This is a genomic window from Alkalidesulfovibrio alkalitolerans DSM 16529, assembly GCF_000422245.1.
Lineage (GTDB): Bacteria > Desulfobacterota > Desulfovibrionia > Desulfovibrionales > Desulfovibrionaceae > Alkalidesulfovibrio > Alkalidesulfovibrio alkalitolerans.
This window is the reverse complement of record NZ_ATHI01000001.1, coordinates 107,962-125,042: the sequence shown is the minus strand read 5'-3', so window position 1 is coordinate 125,042 and position 17,081 is coordinate 107,962. Positions and strand designations below refer to the sequence as shown.

At 65.6% G+C, this 17,081-nt stretch carries 18 protein-coding genes and 1 pseudogene; 7 read left to right on the top strand and 12 right to left on the bottom strand.

What is annotated here, in order from left to right:
- Positions 1 to 30: 30 nt before the first annotated feature.
- The 4 genes from folD (at position 31) to DSAT_RS00575 (ending at position 2,532) form a co-directional block, all read left to right on the top strand.
- Entirely contained in the window at positions 31 to 891 is an 861-nt protein-coding gene (gene folD / locus DSAT_RS00590; RefSeq protein ID WP_020885625.1) for a bifunctional methylenetetrahydrofolate dehydrogenase/methenyltetrahydrofolate cyclohydrolase FolD, read from the top strand.
- A gap of 100 nt (positions 892 to 991) precedes the next feature.
- Positions 992 to 1,333, top strand: coding sequence for an STAS domain-containing protein (locus DSAT_RS00585; RefSeq protein ID WP_020885624.1), 342 nt, complete (start codon positions 992 to 994; stop codon positions 1,331 to 1,333).
- A gap of 203 nt (positions 1,334 to 1,536) precedes the next feature.
- Entirely contained in the window at positions 1,537 to 1,971 is a 435-nt protein-coding gene (locus DSAT_RS00580; protein ID WP_020885623.1) for an MOSC domain-containing protein, read from the top strand.
- A 159-nt stretch (positions 1,972 to 2,130) separates the two neighbouring features.
- Entirely contained in the window at positions 2,131 to 2,532 is a 402-nt protein-coding gene (locus DSAT_RS00575) for a hypothetical protein (RefSeq protein WP_020885622.1), read from the top strand.
- Positions 2,533 to 2,621: 89 nt separating this feature from the next.
- On the opposite strand, the gene DSAT_RS00570 is transcribed toward DSAT_RS00575, so the two are convergent.
- From DSAT_RS00570 to DSAT_RS15465, 3 genes are read right to left on the bottom strand one after another with little or no spacing between them, the layout of a single operon-like run.
- Complete coding sequence (locus tag DSAT_RS00570) at positions 2,622 to 3,695, bottom strand: radical SAM/SPASM domain-containing protein (RefSeq protein ID WP_040370403.1); 1,074 nt, start codon at positions 3,693 to 3,695, stop codon at positions 2,622 to 2,624.
- Positions 3,692 to 4,690: an NAD-dependent epimerase/dehydratase family protein gene (locus tag DSAT_RS00565; protein ID WP_020885620.1), complete on the bottom strand. Its 999-nt coding sequence runs from the start codon at positions 4,688 to 4,690 to the stop codon at positions 3,692 to 3,694. The genes DSAT_RS00570 and DSAT_RS00565 overlap by 4 nt, the downstream gene beginning before the upstream one ends.
- Entirely contained in the window at positions 4,663 to 4,818 is a 156-nt protein-coding gene (locus tag DSAT_RS15465; RefSeq protein WP_161656075.1) for a hypothetical protein, read from the bottom strand. The genes DSAT_RS00565 and DSAT_RS15465 overlap by 28 nt, the downstream gene beginning before the upstream one ends.
- Positions 4,819 to 5,123: 305 nt before the next feature.
- On the opposite strand from DSAT_RS15465, the gene DSAT_RS15245 reads away from it, so the two are divergent.
- From DSAT_RS15245 to DSAT_RS00550, 3 genes are read left to right on the top strand one after another with little or no spacing between them, the layout of a single operon-like run.
- A complete protein-coding gene (locus tag DSAT_RS15245) occupies positions 5,124 to 5,420 on the top strand; it encodes a hypothetical protein (protein WP_152490169.1) in 297 nt (98 codons plus the stop codon).
- 50 nt (positions 5,421 to 5,470) lie between these two features.
- Positions 5,471 to 6,577, top strand: a complete 1,107-nt coding sequence (locus DSAT_RS00555; RefSeq protein WP_020885618.1) for a DegT/DnrJ/EryC1/StrS family aminotransferase — start codon at positions 5,471 to 5,473, stop codon at positions 6,575 to 6,577.
- Between the two features lie 11 nt (positions 6,578 to 6,588).
- Positions 6,589 to 8,394 (top strand): glycosyltransferase family 4 protein, encoded by a 1,806-nt coding sequence (locus DSAT_RS00550; RefSeq protein ID WP_020885617.1) that lies wholly within the window; start codon positions 6,589 to 6,591, stop codon positions 8,392 to 8,394.
- Positions 8,395 to 8,461: 67 nt separating this feature from the next.
- On the opposite strand, the gene DSAT_RS00545 is transcribed toward DSAT_RS00550, so the two are convergent.
- From DSAT_RS00545 to DSAT_RS00510, 9 genes and pseudogenes are all read right to left on the bottom strand, one after another.
- A complete protein-coding gene (locus DSAT_RS00545; protein ID WP_020885616.1) occupies positions 8,462 to 10,198 on the bottom strand; it encodes a radical SAM protein in 1,737 nt (578 codons plus the stop codon).
- 46 nt (positions 10,199 to 10,244) lie between these two features.
- Positions 10,245 to 11,258, bottom strand: coding sequence for a hypothetical protein (locus DSAT_RS14665; protein WP_020885615.1), 1,014 nt, complete (start codon positions 11,256 to 11,258; stop codon positions 10,245 to 10,247).
- Positions 11,255 to 12,412, bottom strand: coding sequence for a hypothetical protein (locus DSAT_RS00535; protein ID WP_020885614.1), 1,158 nt, complete (start codon positions 12,410 to 12,412; stop codon positions 11,255 to 11,257). The genes DSAT_RS14665 and DSAT_RS00535 overlap by 4 nt, the downstream gene beginning before the upstream one ends.
- Complete coding sequence (locus DSAT_RS15660) at positions 12,409 to 13,107, bottom strand: acylneuraminate cytidylyltransferase family protein (protein ID WP_020885613.1); 699 nt, start codon at positions 13,105 to 13,107, stop codon at positions 12,409 to 12,411. Before DSAT_RS15660 ends, DSAT_RS00535 begins: the two co-directional genes overlap by 4 nt.
- Positions 13,104 to 14,210: a glycosyltransferase family 4 protein gene (locus tag DSAT_RS14655; RefSeq protein ID WP_020885612.1), complete on the bottom strand. Its 1,107-nt coding sequence runs from the start codon at positions 14,208 to 14,210 to the stop codon at positions 13,104 to 13,106. Before DSAT_RS14655 ends, DSAT_RS15660 begins: the two co-directional genes overlap by 4 nt.
- Positions 14,200 to 15,531: a glycosyltransferase gene (locus tag DSAT_RS00520; RefSeq protein ID WP_020885611.1), complete on the bottom strand. Its 1,332-nt coding sequence runs from the start codon at positions 15,529 to 15,531 to the stop codon at positions 14,200 to 14,202. Before DSAT_RS00520 ends, DSAT_RS14655 begins: the two co-directional genes overlap by 11 nt.
- Positions 15,528 to 15,815 (bottom strand): acyltransferase, encoded by a 288-nt coding sequence (locus DSAT_RS15810; protein WP_020885610.1) that lies wholly within the window; start codon positions 15,813 to 15,815, stop codon positions 15,528 to 15,530. Before DSAT_RS15810 ends, DSAT_RS00520 begins: the two co-directional genes overlap by 4 nt.
- 141 nt (positions 15,816 to 15,956) lie before the next feature.
- Positions 15,957 to 16,067: pseudogene (locus tag DSAT_RS15905) on the bottom strand (polysaccharide deacetylase WbmS family protein); the annotation flags it as partial.
- A 2-nt stretch (positions 16,068 to 16,069) separates the two neighbouring features.
- Positions 16,070 to 17,077 (bottom strand): sulfotransferase, encoded by a 1,008-nt coding sequence (locus tag DSAT_RS00510; protein WP_020885608.1) that lies wholly within the window; start codon positions 17,075 to 17,077, stop codon positions 16,070 to 16,072.
- Positions 17,078 to 17,081: the final 4 nt, after the last annotated feature.

Here is a 17,081-nt window from a genome sequence, read left to right as displayed (position 1 = left end):
GCGAAACAGCCACGACGCCAAGGAGGCCCCATGATCCTGCTCGACGGAAAGACGACCGCCGCCGCCATCCGCGCCGAAGTCAGGGACGAGGTCGCCCGCCAAAAGGCCATGCGCGGCCGCGCGCCGGGCCTAGCCGTGGTCCTCGTGGGACAGGACCCCGCCTCCGAGGTCTACGTGCGCAACAAGGTCAAGGCCTGCGAGGAGACCGGCATCGTCTCGCGCAAGCTGACCCCGCCCGAGAACATCAAGCAGGTCGACCTCGAAGCCCTGATTCTGGAGCTGAACGCCGATCCCGACATCGACGGCATCCTGGTGCAGCTTCCGCTGCCGCTGGGCCTGGAAAGCCAGAGCATCCTCGATCTCATCGACCCCTGCAAGGACGTGGACGGTTTCCACCCGGTCAACATCGGCCGTCTCGCGGCCGGGCTGCCCGGTCTTCGGCCCTGCACGCCCGCGGGCTGCATCGAACTGCTCAAGCGGCACAACCTGCCCACGCGCGGCAAGCGGGCCGTTGTCGTGGGCCGCTCCAACATCGTGGGCAAGCCGCTCGCCATGATGCTCATGCAGTCCGGCGAATACGCCGACGCCACGGTCACGGTCTGCCACTCGCGCACGGCCGATCTTGCGGCCGAGGTCAGGCGCGCGGACTTCGTTTTCGCCGCCATCGGCAAACCACGCTTCATCACCGCCGAGATGGTCAAGGACGGGGCCGTGGTGGTGGACGTGGGCATCAACCGCACCGAATCGGGTCTTCAGGGCGACTGCGACTTCGAGGGCCTGTGGGGCAAGGTCGCGGCCATCACGCCCGTGCCTGGCGGCGTGGGCCCCATGACCATCGCCATGCTCATGCAAAACACCCTCGCCGCCTTCAAGGCGCATCTGGAGATGTAGATTCGCCGCTTCGTTGCTTTTTCCATGGCGCCCGGATGTGATGCGTGCTATGTTTTCATATTGAGTGAAGAGCTTCGCGCCTCGCCGCGAGGGAGAATCCATGGAGCTGAGCGTATCGCCCCGGCCGGGCTGCATCGTGGTCGCCCCCAGCGCAACGGACCTGCGTTTCGACGTCAGCACCGAGTTCAAGCATGCTCTTTTCGAGCTCATCGAGGCCCATGACGCGCATCTGGTGCTGGATCTCTCGAACGTCGAATTCGTGGACTCCACGGCACTTTCGGCCTTCATCGCGGCCAAGTCCCGGCTCGCGGTCAAGGGACGAACGCTGGTTCTGTGCGGCGACTCCAAGGCCGTGAGCGGCGTTTTGCGCCTGACCTCCCTGGACAACTTCCTGAACCTGCGTCCCGACCTTCAGGCGGCCCTGTCCGCCCTGCCCTCCTAGCGCGACTCTCCCCAAGACGCCCTTGCGGCGTGCCGCAAAAAGCCCCCAATCATCCTCCATGCACCTTGTGGCCCCGCGTGCACATCCTTGATCCATCCCGAAAGAGTATGATAAAGGAGGTCCATGGCCCGGAAAGACCATCGCCCGGCGATCTCCGCCGACCGCGACGCGCTGTCTGCACCACGGGCCGCATGGGAGGACGCATGCGCGGTGAAATCGCGGCGGTGTGCACGAGTGAGAAGACCGGCATTTCCAAGACGCCGGTGGAGTGCATCGAACTGGTGGCGGACTATGGGGTCAAGGGCGACGCGCACGGCGGCGGCGAGCGCCAGGTGAGCCTTCTGGCCGAGGAGGCCGTGGCGAAGGTCGGCGCGAAGCATCCCGGCATCGGCCCCGGCTCCTATGCCGAGAACCTGCTCCTGCGGGGCATCGACCCGGCCTCGCTGCCGCTCGGCGCGCGCCTGAAGGTGGGCGGCAACGTGCTCCTGGAGATCACCCAGATCGGCAAGAAATGCCATTCCAAATGCGCCATCCACCAGCAGGTGGGCTCGTGCATCATGCCCAAGATGGGCGTCTTCGCGCGTGTGCTTTCGGGCGGCACGGTCCGCCCCGGCGACGCGGCGCACCTGCTCGACTGACGATTTTCCGAGCTACCTCGCCTTCGCCATGCGCATGCTTCGGGTTCCGGCAATTTGTCCGGAGTCCGGCGCGCATTCCTCGCGGCGTGTCCGCCCCCTTGCCGTGACGCCCAGGTAAAGATATACCCTCCGATACCCATCAACACATCGGAGATTGACATGAAGCTCGCGCGCACCCTGCTCCTGGCCCTGGCCGCAGTCGTTCTGGCCGCTCCGTCCGCCTCCTTCGCCGACGCCTTGGAAGGGGCCTGGAACGTCGTCGGCTGGGAATCCGGCGCGGCCCAATCAGAGGAACCGGCCTACGAGGGCCAAGCGGTCATTAAAAAGCACGGCGACGGCTACGTCTTCGAGGGAATCATCGATGGGGGGGAGTATTTCGGCGTCGGCCTTTTCGACGAGAAGGGCGCGACCCTGAGTCTGGCCTTTCAGGGGCCCTCCGGCAACGATGCCGGGCTCACGGTCCTGACGCTTTCGGGCGACACGCTCACGGGACGCTGGCTTTACCTGGGCGACGAGGAAGGTCGGGTGGGACGTGAGGTGTGGACCCGCGAAAAACAATAGACCGTTGAAAACGCACCATCTGCCGCGTTGCCGCGAAAAGCGCCGGGCCCTCGTGTATTCTTTGCGTGGCGTCGGGAAACCGACGCCGCTCACGTCCCGCTGACGTAAAGCTCCCCGGCCCTGGCCGAAGACACGTGCCAGACCTGCCAATGGTCGCAGCCGCCGCACGGCGAGACTCCCTCAAGGTCGCCCTGGCCGTGCCTGCGTCGCAATTCGCGGTAGGCGGGGCCGTTGTACACGGCCTCGATGGACGAGGCGGCCACGTCGCCAAGCGGCTCGTTCGCGCCACGATCCCAGTCGTGGTTGCACACGGCCGCGCTGCCGTCGGCCAGGACCACCATGTCCAGCACGGGCTTAAGGCACGGCAGCCGCTTATCGTGCGGGGCCACATGTTCCGGCGCGAGACTGCCGAAGACTCCGTTCTCCGAATGACGCGGATAAAAGCGCACATCGCAGCCGCGCGAGAGCCAGTAGTCGATGAAGCGCTGCCTGCCTCGGGCCTGCTCCCCGGCCTGTGCACCTTCAACGGCCGTGCGGGGCAGTTCCACCGAGCTGATCTGGACCTTGGTCGCGGCCCCGCGCTCCTGGCGCAGGCGCAAAAACTCCCCGATGTTGGCCAGGGTCGCTTCGAGCTCGCCGTTCTGCCGTCTTTGCGCGTACAGGTCCGGGTCGATGGTGTCCACGGAGAAGGAGACGAAATCGAGGCTGGCGTCGAGCAGCAGCGCAGCGCGCTCTGGCGTCATGAGCGTGGCGTTGCTGGCAAGCTGTACGCTGGCGATGCCGCGCCGCTTGGCATGGGCCACGATGGCCGCAAGGTCCGGGTGCAGCACGGATTCGCCCCGAAAAAACGGCACGAGCGCCGTGACTCCGTTGGCCGAGGCCTCGTCCACCAGGCGCAGGGCGAGATCCGTGCGCATGCGCCCCGCCGCTGGCGGGGCGGTCACGCTGTGGCGCGGACAGGCCGGGCAGGCCAGGTTGCAGGCGTAGGAAAGCTCCAGGGTCAGCCGCTCGGGAAAGATGCGTATCGCCTCACACCGTTGAGCGAACCTGCTCGTGGATTCCCCTATGCGTTCAGGATCAAGCGTGGGCATGAAGCCTCCCGGCGGACGGCCACGGGGCAGTTCGCCAGCGACCGGACGGCCGTCGGTTCCTGTCGTGGTCATGGCTGATATTTCTCCAAGAACCAGCGCACCGTCTCCTCCAGTCCTTCGCGAAGTTCCCGGCCGGGTCTCCAGCCAAGGACCTGTCGCGCCTTGGTGATGTCCGCCCAACTCCGCATGACGTCCGCCTGCAAGGGTGGGCCGAAGGTCGTCGTGGTCTCGATGCCCCCCTCCCGCCTGAGGATGTCCGACAGCATCGCCGCCATGCTCGCCACCGAGGTCTCGACCTGGGTCGATATCTGATAAACCTCGCCGCCATGCGGGGAATGCGCGGCCGCGACGAGCGCGGACACGATGTCGTCGATGTGGATGAAATCACGGGTCTGCGTCCCATCGCCGTTGATGATCCACGGCTCCCCGGCCAGGGCTTGGCGGATGAACAGTGCGACCACGCTCCCCTTGCGCACGGAGAGTGGGCCGTAAACATTGCTGAAACGAAGAGCCACGGTCTTCAGGCCGTAGCTGCCGTGATAGGCGCTGCAATACGCCTCGCCCGCCAGTTTGCTTGCGCCGTAGGGAGAAATGGGGCGGCAAACCGTCTTTTCGGTGACGGGCGGCTCGGCCCGGCCGATGGGAGCGGACGACGAGGCGAACACAAAGGAGTCGACCCCATTGCGCCGGGCCGCCTCCAGATAGTTGACCAGCCCGACGACGTTGCATTCCATGTCCATGACCGGATCCCGGAGCGAAGGCTGCACCCCGGTGTTGGCCGCGAGATGGACGATGACGTCCGCCCCGGCTGCGGCCTGCATGGCCGTGCTCGCGTCACGGATGTCGGCGGCCACGAGTTCCACGCCCGGGGCAGACATGGGCGGGATGCCGCTGTCCAGCTTGCGGACGCTGGCCACCCGTTCGAGGTCCCGCTGGGAACCTCCGGACAGGTTGTCCACCACGCGGATGGACAGATCCGCCGCATCGGCAAGCAACTGCCGGATGAGCGAGACGCCGATGAATCCGCAGCCTCCGGTTATCAGCCAATTCCGCAATCCGTTACCCATTCTATTCCCCTGGGGCCGTAAACCCTAATGATGGCGATCTCGTACTCGTCCGGCAACTGCCAGACGAGTTCCTTGCCCACGATACCGCAGGCATCGGTCTCGAAGGCTTTCATGTCCTTGAAATTCATTGCTCCCACGGCCGCATCACTTCGGCATTGTGTGCCGCACGCATTCGTCATCTTTCCGTATCCCGCAAGATTGCGTTGCAAAAGTCTCGCCATCGGGCGTGAAGAAAGGCATCTCCGTCATTATTCACTCAGTGAATTAACAAAAGCCGTTCCCTAACGCCATCGCTCATCTTCCCTGCGGGCCTTCGAAAGGCTCCTTTCGGTTGTAAGTGGCGTCTGCCGACGCCAATTTCCCTACACCCAGCGCAACCGCCGCACGGGCGATCGTTGTTGCGGGCTTGGCAAGGCAATGGCGAAGGTGCGACGTGGTCACCGGTTTCGTCCGCATGATAGGAAAGTCGGAACCAAGCGTCTTCAAGGCAATGGACACGCTGGCCGATGAACCATATGATTCGTTGGATTTTCATCGAGGATGGCGGCAAAAAGCATCCTCGAATCCGCCGCCGCGGACGGAAACATCTGGTCAGGGCCGGACGGACTGGCCGTTGTCACGGATCGCGTGGCTCGCCCCCAAAGACGCGGAGAAGAAACGCACCTTCAAGGCCAAAGCGATGCTCGGACAAGGCCCGCGAAAATTCATCGCGCGGCGCGACGGGCGCTAGGCCGGAGTCGAAGGCAGGCGCAAGGGCGCGGGAATCGAACAGGAGCAGCCATGTACGCCATTCCGCTCATCAAGCCGTACGTCACCGACAAGCTCAGGCAACGGGTTCTCGACGTGCTGGACTCCGGCTATCTGACCGAAGGGTCCGTCACCCAAGAGTTCGAGACGGCCATTCGCGACTTCATCGGCTGCCGGCATGCCCTGGCTGTCACCTCCTGTACCGCCGGGCTCGAAGTGGGCCTGCGCTGTCTGGGCATCGGGCCGGGCGACGAGGTCATCGTCCCGGACTACACGTACCCGGCCACGGCCTGTGTCGTGAACATCGTGGGCGCGACCGCCGTCGTGGTGGACGTGGACCCGAGGACCATGCTCATCGACTGCGACGCCCTGGAGCGGGCCGTCACGCCCAGAACCAGGGCGGTCATCCCGGTTTCGCTGTTCGGCAGCCCGCTGGACTACGGACGCCTCGACGCCCTCAAGGCGAAACACGGCTTCTTCATCCTGGAAGACGCGGCGTGCTCCCTTGGGGCCTCCCAAGGCGGGGCCATGGTCGGAACCCACGCCGACATCTCGGTCTTCAGCTTCCACCCGCGCAAGTTCGTGACCACCGGCGAGGGCGGCGTCATCACCACGGACAACGCCGAATGGGCGGACTGGATGCTGTCGTACAAGCATTTCGGCATGGGCGTGTCCGAATCCCGGCTGGCCACGAGCTTCGACCGCATCGGCGCCAACTACAAGCTCTCCAATGTGCTGGCCGCCATCGGGCTGGCCCAGATGGAGGACGTGGACGAACTCCTGGCCGAGCGCCGAGTGCTCGCCGCGCGATACAAGGACCTGCTGGCGGCAAGACCGGGCATCGACCTGCCGGAAGCAGTCGCGGGCGGAGAGCATTCGTGGCAGACCTTCTGCGTGTTCGTAAAGAACCGCGACGCGGTCATGGCGGCCATGCGCGAGAAGGGCATCGAGGCTCAGATCGGGACCTACTCCCTGCACATGCACAAGGCCTTCAACGACAACCCCCTTGTCCGGTTCGGAGGCGACATGGCCAACAGCGCCTTCGCGTTCCGGCACGCCCTGGCGCTGCCCATGTTCCACGGCATGACCGAGGAGGAGCATATCCAGGTCGTCGATGCGCTCGCCGCTGCCGTGGGCTGAACGGAGGAGACGTGGCGCAAGGGCAACTCGGCATAGCGCACATCGGATGGGTCGCCTCCTGCCATCTGGTCCGGCGGGTGGACGAACTCTGTCGGCGCGGAGTGCGCAACGTGGTGTTCACGGACAACGTTCCGCCCCACTTCGACCCCTCGGCCCACGACTTCACGGTGTTGGACCTGCCAAAGGACCTCTTCTCCGCCCCGTTACGGCTGGTCCGATGGATCGAGGACCGGCTGAAAGCCCTGGGCATCGACCTGGTGCACGCCCACTCGACCCATTTTCCGGCCAGCCTTGGCTTCTTCATCCGCACCGTTCCCGCGATTTGCTCGCCATGGGATTTCGTGCACAGCAAAGACCCGTTTTCCCCGCTCTTCCATCGCGCGATACTCGACCAACTCCCCTGCGGCACCCTGCTGGACGGCGTCTCGTTCTCATCCAAGCCGTACATGGACGACGTCGTCGCCAAAGGGCTGCCCGCCGAGCGGGCCTTCTGGCACTCCTGGGGCGTGGACCTGGCCATCTTCTCGCCCGGCAGACACGCGGAGCGGGCTGCCCGGCTGCGCGAAAGGCTCGGCATCGGGCCGGACGAAATCCTCTTTCTCAGCCCCAGGACTCCAAGCCTTCCGGCCAACGTGGACATCGCCATGCAGGCCGTGGCCGAATTCGGCAGGACCCGCCCCGCACGGCTCGTGGTCACCGGACACCACATCACCCGCGAGTCGCTCTACTACGAACGCCTGGCAGCCAGGCCGGACATCGCGCGGACCACCGTCTTCATGGACACGGTGCGCAACGACGAGGACATCGCGACGCTCTATGAAGCCTCGGACATCGTTTTGTCCCTGCACAGCAACGACTTCAACCCCGCTACCGTGCTCGAAGCCTTTGCCATGGAGCGGCCGGTCGTCACGCACGACTTGAGGACCGTCTCTTTCTGGGCCGAACACGGCGTCACCGGCTGGCACGTGCCGCCAAGGGACGTGCAGGCCACAGTGGCCGCGCTTGAAAGCATCGCCCGCGCAGGCAGGGAGACCTGGCGGGCCATGGGCCGGGCCGGACGGCGGCGCGTCGTTGAGCTCGCCGATTTCCAGAAAACCATGGATCGGCTACCCGGTCACTATCGGCAGGTGATCCGGCTCGCCGCCTCGTCACCGCGCCCGCCGCTGACCTCCTATGACAAGGGCTTGCTGCACGACATCTGCAACGTTCCTGACCAGGCCGCAGCCTTCTACCGGCAGGCCGCCGAAGCGGGCGAGCAACGCCCCCTGCTCGCCGAACTGCTCGAGGAAAAGACGGCCATGGCCCGGCCCGACAAGGGACTGGAGTATTTCGCCGCGAAGCGGAGTCAGGCAGTGGTCAGGGAGATGGTCGCTGCCGACGGATCGCAGTGGCCCCGGCTGGCAAAACGCCTTCCTCTGCCCCTGAGTCTTTTCCGGCACGACTTCATCGTCGCCTTCTGGCCGCTCCTGGAAAGGGGCGACTTCGGCGCCGTTCTCGACCTGACGGTCTGCCTTGCCGATCATTACCGGACGGACACGCTGGAGTGGATCGGCGAGACGGCTTTCCTGTTCGGTCGGCGGTTCGGGCAATGGGAGCGCTGCGCCCGCCTGCTCGCCGCTACCAGGGACGGCGGCGTCTCGCTGGCCGCCTTGGCGTGCGAAACGGCGGAACGCCTCGGCCCGGACCACGACCTGACTCCCGTTCTCGCGGCCAGGGCGCTGGCCTGGAGCGGCGAAGGAGGCGTCGCCTCCCACCCGAACCTCGCCGCCCTGCGGGCCGAGGTGGCGAAGCGGGCTCGCGGATTGGCTCGGCCCTGACGACGTCACCCTCCGGATTGCGCCGGGTTGTTTTTCAACAGCCCCGGCCTGGGATGGCGCGCCGCGCTCAGGAGAATAGCGTGTGTACGGCCAGCCTGTCGCCGTGAGCGTTTTGCAGGGATCGAGCGATGTCGTATTCGTAGGCACGGCTACAGACGATCACATCCCTGGCCACCTCGGGGATCAAGGCCGGGGCGACAACAGGCTTGCCCTCGAAACGGGTCCCCCACTTCGCTTTGTCGTTGTCTGAGAACGCGACGATGTTCGCCCGTGACAGGTGCGTGCTGCGAAGGAGCATGGCGCTGAACCCGCCCGCGCCGAAAAGCACCACCGGCGCGTCGCCCACCCGCTCCAGAACGCCGGGCACGTCGGCCTCGACCGTGTCGGACGAGAGCACCGCGACCCGGTCCATGGGGTAGGTGTCACGCGCGTAATCCATGTACCGCCCGAAACTGCGGGAATCGCAGGAGACCAGAATCGGCCCTTGCCAGTCGGCCAGTGTCTCGGGCGGCACCCGGTCTATCCCGAGCACGCCCGTCACCTGGGCGGGAATGTCTTCGAGCAGGGCGATGGCGCCGATGGTGAAGCTGGTTTTCACGGAATGATAGTAGTGCAGGAAGTATCCGATTTCCTCGGTCATGCCGAACAGCGCGATCCGTTTTCCGGCGAAGTGCCGTTCGCACCAGTCCGCGAACCGCCGGAACTGCGTGGGCGAAGCCCGGTAGTATCCGTAGTCGCCCTTCTCGATCTGGCGGCGCAGCTCGGCCAGGCGGAAGGCCAGCTCTCCTGCCACGCCGTCGCTTCCCCGGGACTTGGCCACGGCGATGGCCTCGGCAAAGTGGGCCTTCCAATCCATGTCGGCCAGCAGTCCCGAATACCAGTAGATGTTCTCGTCGTAGAAATCGCCGAAGATCGGCGCGAAGAGCGGCTTGAAACCGTGATCGAGAAAAAGTCCGACCAGTTCCGGCAGGCTCGGCAGGCTCGTGCGCATCAGGACCGTGCGCGTGGTGATGTGCCAATTGGGAAAGTTCCTGGCCGTTTCGCTCACCAGGCGCAGGTTTTCGAGAATGGTCTCCCAGGCGATGCCCACCCGGATGGTCTCGTATGCGGAGCCGACGGCGTCCACGCTGATGTTCATGTCGAGGTTGGGAAACCTTTTGAGCAGGTCGATGCGCCTGGCAAGCTCCTTGCCGTTGGTTCCGGTCGAAAGGACCGTTTCCGGGTGCATTCGCTCGGCCGCGTATTCCATCATTTCGAGCGTGGCCGGATTGAACAGAGGCTCGCCGCCGCCGATGCGCAAAGTCGCGACGTTTTCGAATCCGACGGACGACAGGAGCGCCTTGGCGTCGTCGAGAAAGACATTGCCGATCCGCCGTTTCCCGAGCTTGGAATACGAATGCACCGTGCACATCTTACAATGAATGTTGCACACGCCAGGAAAAGAAAACCCCAGTTCGAGGGGAGGCTCGTTCAGAACCTCCGCACCCCGGCGGACAGCATCGCGGGTTTTGTCGATCCTTTCGAGAAGGCGCGGGTCCGCCATATGGCGATAGTCGTACAGCTCCGGCTCGTTCATGCCGGAGCGGACGCAACTCTCGCAGATGGTCCCGCCGATCTCTTTGGCGTGGACCTGCCTGCGCAGTTCCCGCATGAAGGGGCTGTTGACGTGCGCCATCAACTCTTCTTGCGTCGTCGGAAACCGGGAGTATTCCCCGGCGACGATCCGGCAGCAAGGGCGGTAGCGATTCTCCGCCAGGGTGATGGTCCGCCACGGAGCCGTGCAGATGACCGTGTGAGTCGCCATGAAGCGCTTCCTTCTCTTCAGTGTTTTCCCGTCATCCGTCCGGACCTCACTCGCCATGGATCACGGAAATCCCTTCGACCACGCCGTGCACGACGCAATACGAATGGCTGCTGCCGACAAGCGGCACGTTGAACTTACAGGCCACGTACAGCGAACCGTCCACCAGCGCCGCTTCATACCCGACGCCCCGGTCGCGCCCGAGCCATCGCAGCAGGGGCGTCCACGGCATGCAGACCGAGCGGAGCACGTTCAGGCCGTCCATGACCAGGATGTGCAGCCCGGAAAAATCGCAGACCAAAAGGCCATGTTCGAAGGCGCTGACGTGCCCTGGCGACCTGAACCCGCCAGCGACGTGCCGTGGCGGGCCTTGCGGCGGAAAATACAACAGGTTGGCGCCGCAATACCCGTCGCCGAGCGATTCCAGGAATACATGCCCGTCCCGAAACGGCGCGCCGGTCTGAAGCCGGTGGTGGCAACAAAGCCGCCTTCGATCCGCCAGGGTCCACGAGGGGCCGAGCCTGAAAAGGACTTTCGCGGCGGGAGACAGGATGGTCGCACCGTCCGCTCCGGCCTGTACGAGCGTGGCGTTCGGGCCGATGCCCTCTGGCAGGCCGATGCTCTCGACTGCGGACAGGTCGCCTTCGGCAATCCAGAGAGTCGAACCGTCCTGCGCCAGCATGTAGGTGCGGCCCCCGGCATGGAGAGTCGAGGCCAGGGGCCTGCCGCCCGGCGCGGGAAGCGGCCGGACCGCCCCGGAAACGTCGAGATGGTGCGCCGCGCGGCTGACCTGATCGCATCCGATGAATCCCTTCCCTGCGCAGGGCGAAATCGACCGGAGCAAGGAAGGCAGGGCCGCTTCCTCGGGAATGACGCAGCGCAGCGAGGAGAACGTGAGCGCGCCGGACGCGCTCGCCTCGCCCTCTTGTTCGCCGCCCCGGCAAAAATTTTTGTAGAACGTCCGCAGACCTTCCCCGCCGCCCAGGAGCATGTCCCGCCCAACGGCTGAAACCGACGACTCCCGGACGCGCTCGAAAAGCGGAAAAACGGTCGGCCCCGTCATGCCGCACCATCCCGCAGGTCGTCTCGGCCCGCCTGCCAGACTTCGTGGCGCAGGACGTCCAGGAACGTCAGCACCCGGATCGATTCGCGCGAGGCGTTGGGCAGGCGCTGCACCCTTCCCGAGGCCATGCGCTCGTCGAGTTCGAGCAATTGCCTTCGGGTGCCGAGGCACAACGCTTCGTCGAAGCGAAAAATATCGGGGAAGTCCTGGCGCCCGGTCACGACCCTGGCCTTGCAGGCAAGGCTTGGGACATGAGGAGTGGACGCCGCGTATGCCCCACTGCCCACATGGCTCTCCACAGTATAGAGATAGCCGCTGACCGCGCCTTCCGGGACAGGGAGCGCCACGCTGCCCCTCTCCAGCGGCAGCGTCTCGGGGAACTCCGCGACGATCCCGGTCCGGGAAAACGGCACAAGGCTCAGCACGGACATGGGAGGGGCTGAAACGTCCAGGACACAGCCGTTTCCGTTTTCCGACACCCGGACAACCCCCTCGCGGCGGGCCGACACGGCGATAATGGACGCACTCCCGGCCGGAGGCTGGTTCAGCCAGACAATACGCGCCGAGTCGGCGTCCTCACGCACCGTCAACACGCCATCCCCCGGCTCGAGCCCGCCCATGCCGGCGCGGGCGGGGAACGCCCGGCTTGCCGCGGCCACGGGAAGCCGCAGCCTTTCCCGAAGGTCCGCGACGGCGTCTTCGGACGCCAACAGGTGCAAAACCCCCGAATCGAGGACGGTGTACGTGGTCCGGAACTGGACCGGATTGTCCCTGGGCTTTTCCATCGAGATGACGGGCTCGGCCGGGTTTTCCTCGAAGGCCGTGCGGGCAAGCTGGATGTCGCTTCCGGTGACGGTGACCGTCCTGAAGTCGAGGACGAGCAGCGGTTCGTCGGAAGAGATGCCGTCAATGCCGGGCAGGGCCAGCGCGCGCGCGTGCAGCGGGCCGGGAGGCGGGGCCTGGGTCTTGGTGCACGGCAGCGAAAGTGCGGCCGCCAGTGCAGCCACATGATCGGAGTCCGTGAACACCCGGACGTCGGCTGCGGACGCCTGATCGCGCACCATGACGAGCCGTTCGGCCAAAAGGCCGGACAAGGGCGGAGCGGTCCAGTCCAGTTCCGCGTCGGCGATGAAAATGGGTAGCAGCAGCTTCATAATTCGAAATCGAACAGGTTGTGTTCCAATACCTTTCTGGCCAGTTCCAGATCTTCCTCCGCGTCGATATCGATGAGTTCGACGGGATCGGTGAGCACGTGCTGGTAGTGTCCGGCGGCCGAAAAATCCAGATACCTGCCGTAGCAGTATCCGTAGGTGCGCACGTGCGGCGCCAGCGCCATGGCCACCTCCGCCTCGCCGTAGGGATGCAGCAGACCGCCCTCCTCGCAGAAGAACCGCTCCTGCGGCGTGTCGATCCGCCGGACGGTGGAGACCGTCTCGTACCCGGCCAGCAGCGTGTCCACGAGGTGTTCGATGGTGGAGCGCCTGCGGAATGGGTGCGTGGGGTAGAGCACCACCTGCCCCAGCGGCCGGTATCTCTCCCGTTCGAAGAGGCCGTTGCGGATGTGTTGCAAGGCCAGCCCCACGTCCGCCCTGTCGCCGCTCAGGTGGGCCGGGCGCAGGAACGGCACCTCGGCCCCGTATTCCCTGGCGATGTCCGCGATCTCGGGGTCGTCGGTGGACACGACCACCCGCGTGATGTTGCGCGCCGCCCTGGCCACGCTCACGGACCACGCCACGAGGGGTCTGTCGCCAAGCATGAGGGCGTTCTTCCTGGGTAGCCCCTTGGAGCCGCCGCGGGCCGGGATGATGGCCAGGACTTCCGGCCGCGATGCCGCGCGCTCGCCCGTCATCGTCCCTCTCCCGCCGCGCGTTCGCCAATGACGCGCCGTATGGCCCGCTCAAGGATCGCGCAGGTCCGGTCAATGTCGAAATCCATCCCGCGCTGGCGCGCCCTGTCCGCATAGCGCCTGTACCGGTCGGGCGCGCGCAACTCGGCGAGCAGCGTCGGCACGGCCTCGAACCGCCCCGCGGGATAGAGCATGCCGTGCTCGCCGCTGCCAAGCAGTATCCCGACATCGCCCACGTCGGGCGCAACGCACGGCAGCCCGGCGGCCATGGCCTCCATGATCACCGTGGGCCAGCCTTCCCTGGTGGAGGTGAGCAGCAGGACGTCGATGTCGTCGTAGAACGTCTCGGCCTGGGCAACATATCCCCGGAACTCCACGGGCAGCCCGGCGGCCGCTTCGCGTACCTGCCGGGCGTAGTCGGGATACTGCTCCTCGCCCGCAAGGTGCAGGGTGCACCACCCGGCCTCCATGCCCGGCCGCAACACCGTCACGGCTGCGAGTTGGTTCTTGTGGGGCGCGATGTTGGCCAGGATGCCGACGCGAAGGGGCGCATCCTGCGGCGGCGGAGTGCGCGGCGCGGCGCAGAAGCGGGCCATGTCCACGCCATTGAAGAGAATTTCGCCGCCCTTGATCGGGATGCCCAGTCTCCGGGCGCTACGTTGCAGTGAGGGACCACTGAAAAAGACATGTTCGGGGTAGGCGTAGCTCAGCCGTTCGAATTCCGGATCGAAATGAGTGTCATTGCCTTCGAACCAGCGCAGAAAACTCCTGATGTAGACCACCGGGACGGACGAGGAGGCGAAATACGCGGCGACTTCGCGCGCATGGCGGTTGGTGCGGACCACGGCGCAATCGAAGGTTCCCGCGTCCAGCATGTCGCGCAGCACCGCGAAATCCCCGGCGCGGTGGGGGATGCAAAGCGCGTCCAACTCCGCTTCGAGCGGCCCGTGGATGTACGACCAGCACGCCTGCTCGAAACGGGGGGCGAGCCGCTCGACGAGCATCATGTGCTGCCGCTCCACGCCGCCCACCTCAAAGGCGTTGAAGAGGTGCACCAGGCGCGGCCTGGATTGGGGCGGACATGCCGCAGCAATTTCAGCCGCCATCGTTTCTCCGGAGCAGGGTGCGAAACTTTCTTTGGGCCATGAGGAGAAGACGCTGGACGAACAGGATCGCGCGCTCCCCCCTGCGAGACACAGCGAACTCCCTGTGCAGGAGCGTGTTGGCCCAGGCGTAAGTCGTCAGTTCGCACGCGATCTGCCGCATGGCAAAGGACCGCCTGTAGTCCAGGTGCTCCCCGGCCCAGGTCAGGACCGATTCCCGAAGCGCCGCGAACTCCTCGGCGCTCATGTCGAGATAGTGAAGCATGGCCGCATGGCAGTCGTCGGCATCGTGCGCCACGCGTAGCGGAACACGCGAACCGTACAGGACGCTGATTATTTCTATGTTGATCTGGCGCACCACGCATGCGCCCACGGACAGGGCTTCGCGCGTCAAACCGCCGATGGCGTTGCTCCCAGGCTGCAGACTGTCGAAGACCACGGCGTTCGAAATGGAGAGATAGGTCGCCAGTTCCCAGAACGAAAGATGATCGACGAAATCGATATGCTCCAGCACGCCCAGTTCCCCGGCCAGGGCGTGGAAGGCGTCGGCGTCGTTGCCGTGCCGCGCGACCACCGCCCGCACGTTGCGCGTCTTCGCGATCCGCGCGAACGCCTGCAGAAAGCTGTCCGCCCCCTTGTACTGGTTGTCCCGGACCTGGTAGTTGAGGCGTGACAACCAGAGGAAGACCTTGTCGTACCGGCCGTAGGCGTCGTTCAGACGGGCCAGGAGGGTCTCGTCGCGCACGTCGAGGTTGTGTCGCTGGTCCTCGGGCAAACTGACGAAGGTGACCCGGCCCTGCATGCGCAGTTCGCGCATGGTCATGGCCGTGCCGCCGGACATGCCGCTGAAGATGCGGGTGCAGTGACGAAGCGCCTTCCGGAAGATGAAGCCCCGTATCTTCTCGTCAAAGGGATGCGGGCCGAACCACCCGATGCGCGGGATGTCGCGCACGTCGCCGCCCAGGGCGATGTGGAACACCGGAATCCGGTCGAACTGCAGGCCGAACATGACGGACGAGCCGCTGGTCACGACCGCGTCGAAGTCGTTCTCGATTCGCCTGGACGCCGGGGTCTTGCCGAAATACGGATACCACGCGTCGAGATCGGAATAGATGTGCGTCCACGGGCAGGCGGCGATGTCCAGCCCCGGACTGACCAGCGCCGGATGCGACCGCCGCTGCGTCAGGTTGTCCGGATGAATGAACAGGTGGCTGTCGAATCCGAGTTCCCTGAGCCAGCGGCACAGGCGATAGGCGTTGTTATCCTGGTTGCCCACAAAGGCCACGCGGGGCCTGGATACGGCCCTGACCGCACCGTCCGTCATCGCCGCTCCCCGTTTGCGCCGCTGGTCGTGTAAAATTCCACCGCGTCCCCCTCGACCGCAACCGTCCCGAGAATCCTGGCCGGAACCCCGCCGACAATGGAGTGGGCGGGAACGTCCCTGGTGACCACCGACCCGGCGCCCACCACGCTGCACCGGCCGATGCGCTCGGCTAATTGCTGGGCCGTGCGCGGCACGATCTGTTTGTTGCCGGGCGCGACGTACTTGTCCTCGCGGACGATCCACTTGCCGCGCACCTTGGGGGGGATGATGATGGTCACTTTCATGGCGTTCGCTCCAGACCCAGAACGGGGGTGTTTCTGAACCACAGGCCGGCCCCGAGCCCTTCCTTGAACTGGAAGAGCCCCTCGTTGCAGGGCTTGCCCAGCATGCTCGTGGCGCTCCGGCAGGTCTAGGTTCGGGCTGTCCGTGAGAAAGAACGTGGCTGAGATGTTGGCCTCTTCCAGCAGGTCGAGCAGATGGCGGCAGACCGGCTCCGGTGTCCAGTCAATGTCGAAAGTCAGGCAAACGCGGTCCATGTTTAGCCCTCCATGTTCCAGCCGTCGTGGACGGGACCGAACCGACGCAGGCAGGCCTTGTGCAGCAACTCCCATTCGTCATCGGGCAGGACGCGCCGGTCCTGGGCGGCAAAATGGACCCCAGGTTCCGCCGGGACGACCTCGATCCTTCGGCGGCGCAGGGCCTGGACCGCCTCCCGGAGCGGGGCGCCGGGATCCCGGCAAAGGACCTCGTAGCGCACGCGGATGATGTCTGCGGGGTCCACCGCGCCCAGGCCGTCCTCCAGGTCGTCCAGGGTGTGACGCATCTGCCCGGCCACCTGCTCCCACCACGGCAGAAGCTTCAGTTCCGGATACTGCGCCGGGCGCACGGACCACCAAGCGCGGATGTCGCCGTAGCGGAGCCTGCGGCCCACGGCGATGGACTGCGCGTTATAGAGCGGATGCCGCTGGCAGACCACCCAGAGGCTGTCCGGGAAAAGTTGGCGGAGGAAGGCCACCTGGAAGGTGCACCAAGTGTTGTTCTTGAAGACCATGGGGCGCCCGTCCACGGCTTCCATGCGGCCCATGGCCGCGCGTAGGCCGTCCCGGTCCACCCGCTCCAGCAGGTCCGGGCCAAGCTTGTGCACGCCCTGCCCCAAGTCGAACCAGCGGTCCCAGAAGTAGCCGAATTCGTGGGGCTCGCCCCAGCCCGAGGTCACGCCGTACTCGGAGCGGAAGCTGTCCGGAGCCGCGCCTTCCAGTCCCAGGGCCCGCTGCAGGAGCAGGCCCAGGCCCGGAGCCTGATAGAAGCGAGCCACGAAATTGCTTACGTAGCCGAAGCAGCCAGCATGGGAAAATATCTGGCTCACCAGGGTGGTGGCCGACTGCGGAGCCCCGACGATGAAGATCACGGGCAGGCGCGGGGCCAGGATCCCAGCGGCCCCGGCGATCTCGACGTCCAAGGGCGCCAGAAGCCCGTTGAGGCGGCGCAGCAGATCCTCGCGGTCCTCGTCCTTGCGGTAGCGCTCAGTGCGCATCGTTTCTTCCATGACC

Bases quoted from the DNA above. Each gene is read 5' to 3' on its own strand.
- folD (WP_020885625.1), top strand. From the start codon at position 31: ATGATCCTGCTCGACGGAAAGACGACCGCCGCCGCCATCCGCGCCGAA.
- DSAT_RS00585 (WP_020885624.1), top strand. From the start codon at position 992: ATGGAGCTGAGCGTATCGCCCCGGCCGGGCTGCATCGTGGTCGCCCCC.
- DSAT_RS00580 (WP_020885623.1), top strand. From the start codon at position 1,537: ATGCGCGGTGAAATCGCGGCGGTGTGCACGAGTGAGAAGACCGGCATT.
- DSAT_RS00575 (WP_020885622.1), top strand. From the start codon at position 2,131: ATGAAGCTCGCGCGCACCCTGCTCCTGGCCCTGGCCGCAGTCGTTCTG.
- DSAT_RS00570 (WP_040370403.1), bottom strand. From the start codon at position 3,695: ATGACCACGACAGGAACCGACGGCCGTCCGGTCGCTGGCGAACTGCCC.
- DSAT_RS00565 (WP_020885620.1), bottom strand. From the start codon at position 4,690: ATGGGTAACGGATTGCGGAATTGGCTGATAACCGGAGGCTGCGGATTC.
- DSAT_RS15465 (WP_161656075.1), bottom strand. From the start codon at position 4,818: ATGAATTTCAAGGACATGAAAGCCTTCGAGACCGATGCCTGCGGTATC.
- DSAT_RS00555 (WP_020885618.1), top strand. From the start codon at position 5,471: ATGTACGCCATTCCGCTCATCAAGCCGTACGTCACCGACAAGCTCAGG.
- DSAT_RS00545 (WP_020885616.1), bottom strand. From the start codon at position 10,198: ATGGCGACTCACACGGTCATCTGCACGGCTCCGTGGCGGACCATCACC.
- DSAT_RS14665 (WP_020885615.1), bottom strand. From the start codon at position 11,258: ATGACGGGGCCGACCGTTTTTCCGCTTTTCGAGCGCGTCCGGGAGTCG.
- DSAT_RS00535 (WP_020885614.1), bottom strand. From the start codon at position 12,412: ATGAAGCTGCTGCTACCCATTTTCATCGCCGACGCGGAACTGGACTGG.
- DSAT_RS15660 (WP_020885613.1), bottom strand. From the start codon at position 13,107: ATGACGGGCGAGCGCGCGGCATCGCGGCCGGAAGTCCTGGCCATCATC.
- DSAT_RS14655 (WP_020885612.1), bottom strand. From the start codon at position 14,210: ATGGCGGCTGAAATTGCTGCGGCATGTCCGCCCCAATCCAGGCCGCGC.
- DSAT_RS00520 (WP_020885611.1), bottom strand. From the start codon at position 15,531: ATGACGGACGGTGCGGTCAGGGCCGTATCCAGGCCCCGCGTGGCCTTT.
- DSAT_RS15810 (WP_020885610.1), bottom strand. From the start codon at position 15,815: ATGAAAGTGACCATCATCATCCCCCCCAAGGTGCGCGGCAAGTGGATC.
- DSAT_RS00510 (WP_020885608.1), bottom strand. From the start codon at position 17,077: ATGGAAGAAACGATGCGCACTGAGCGCTACCGCAAGGACGAGGACCGC.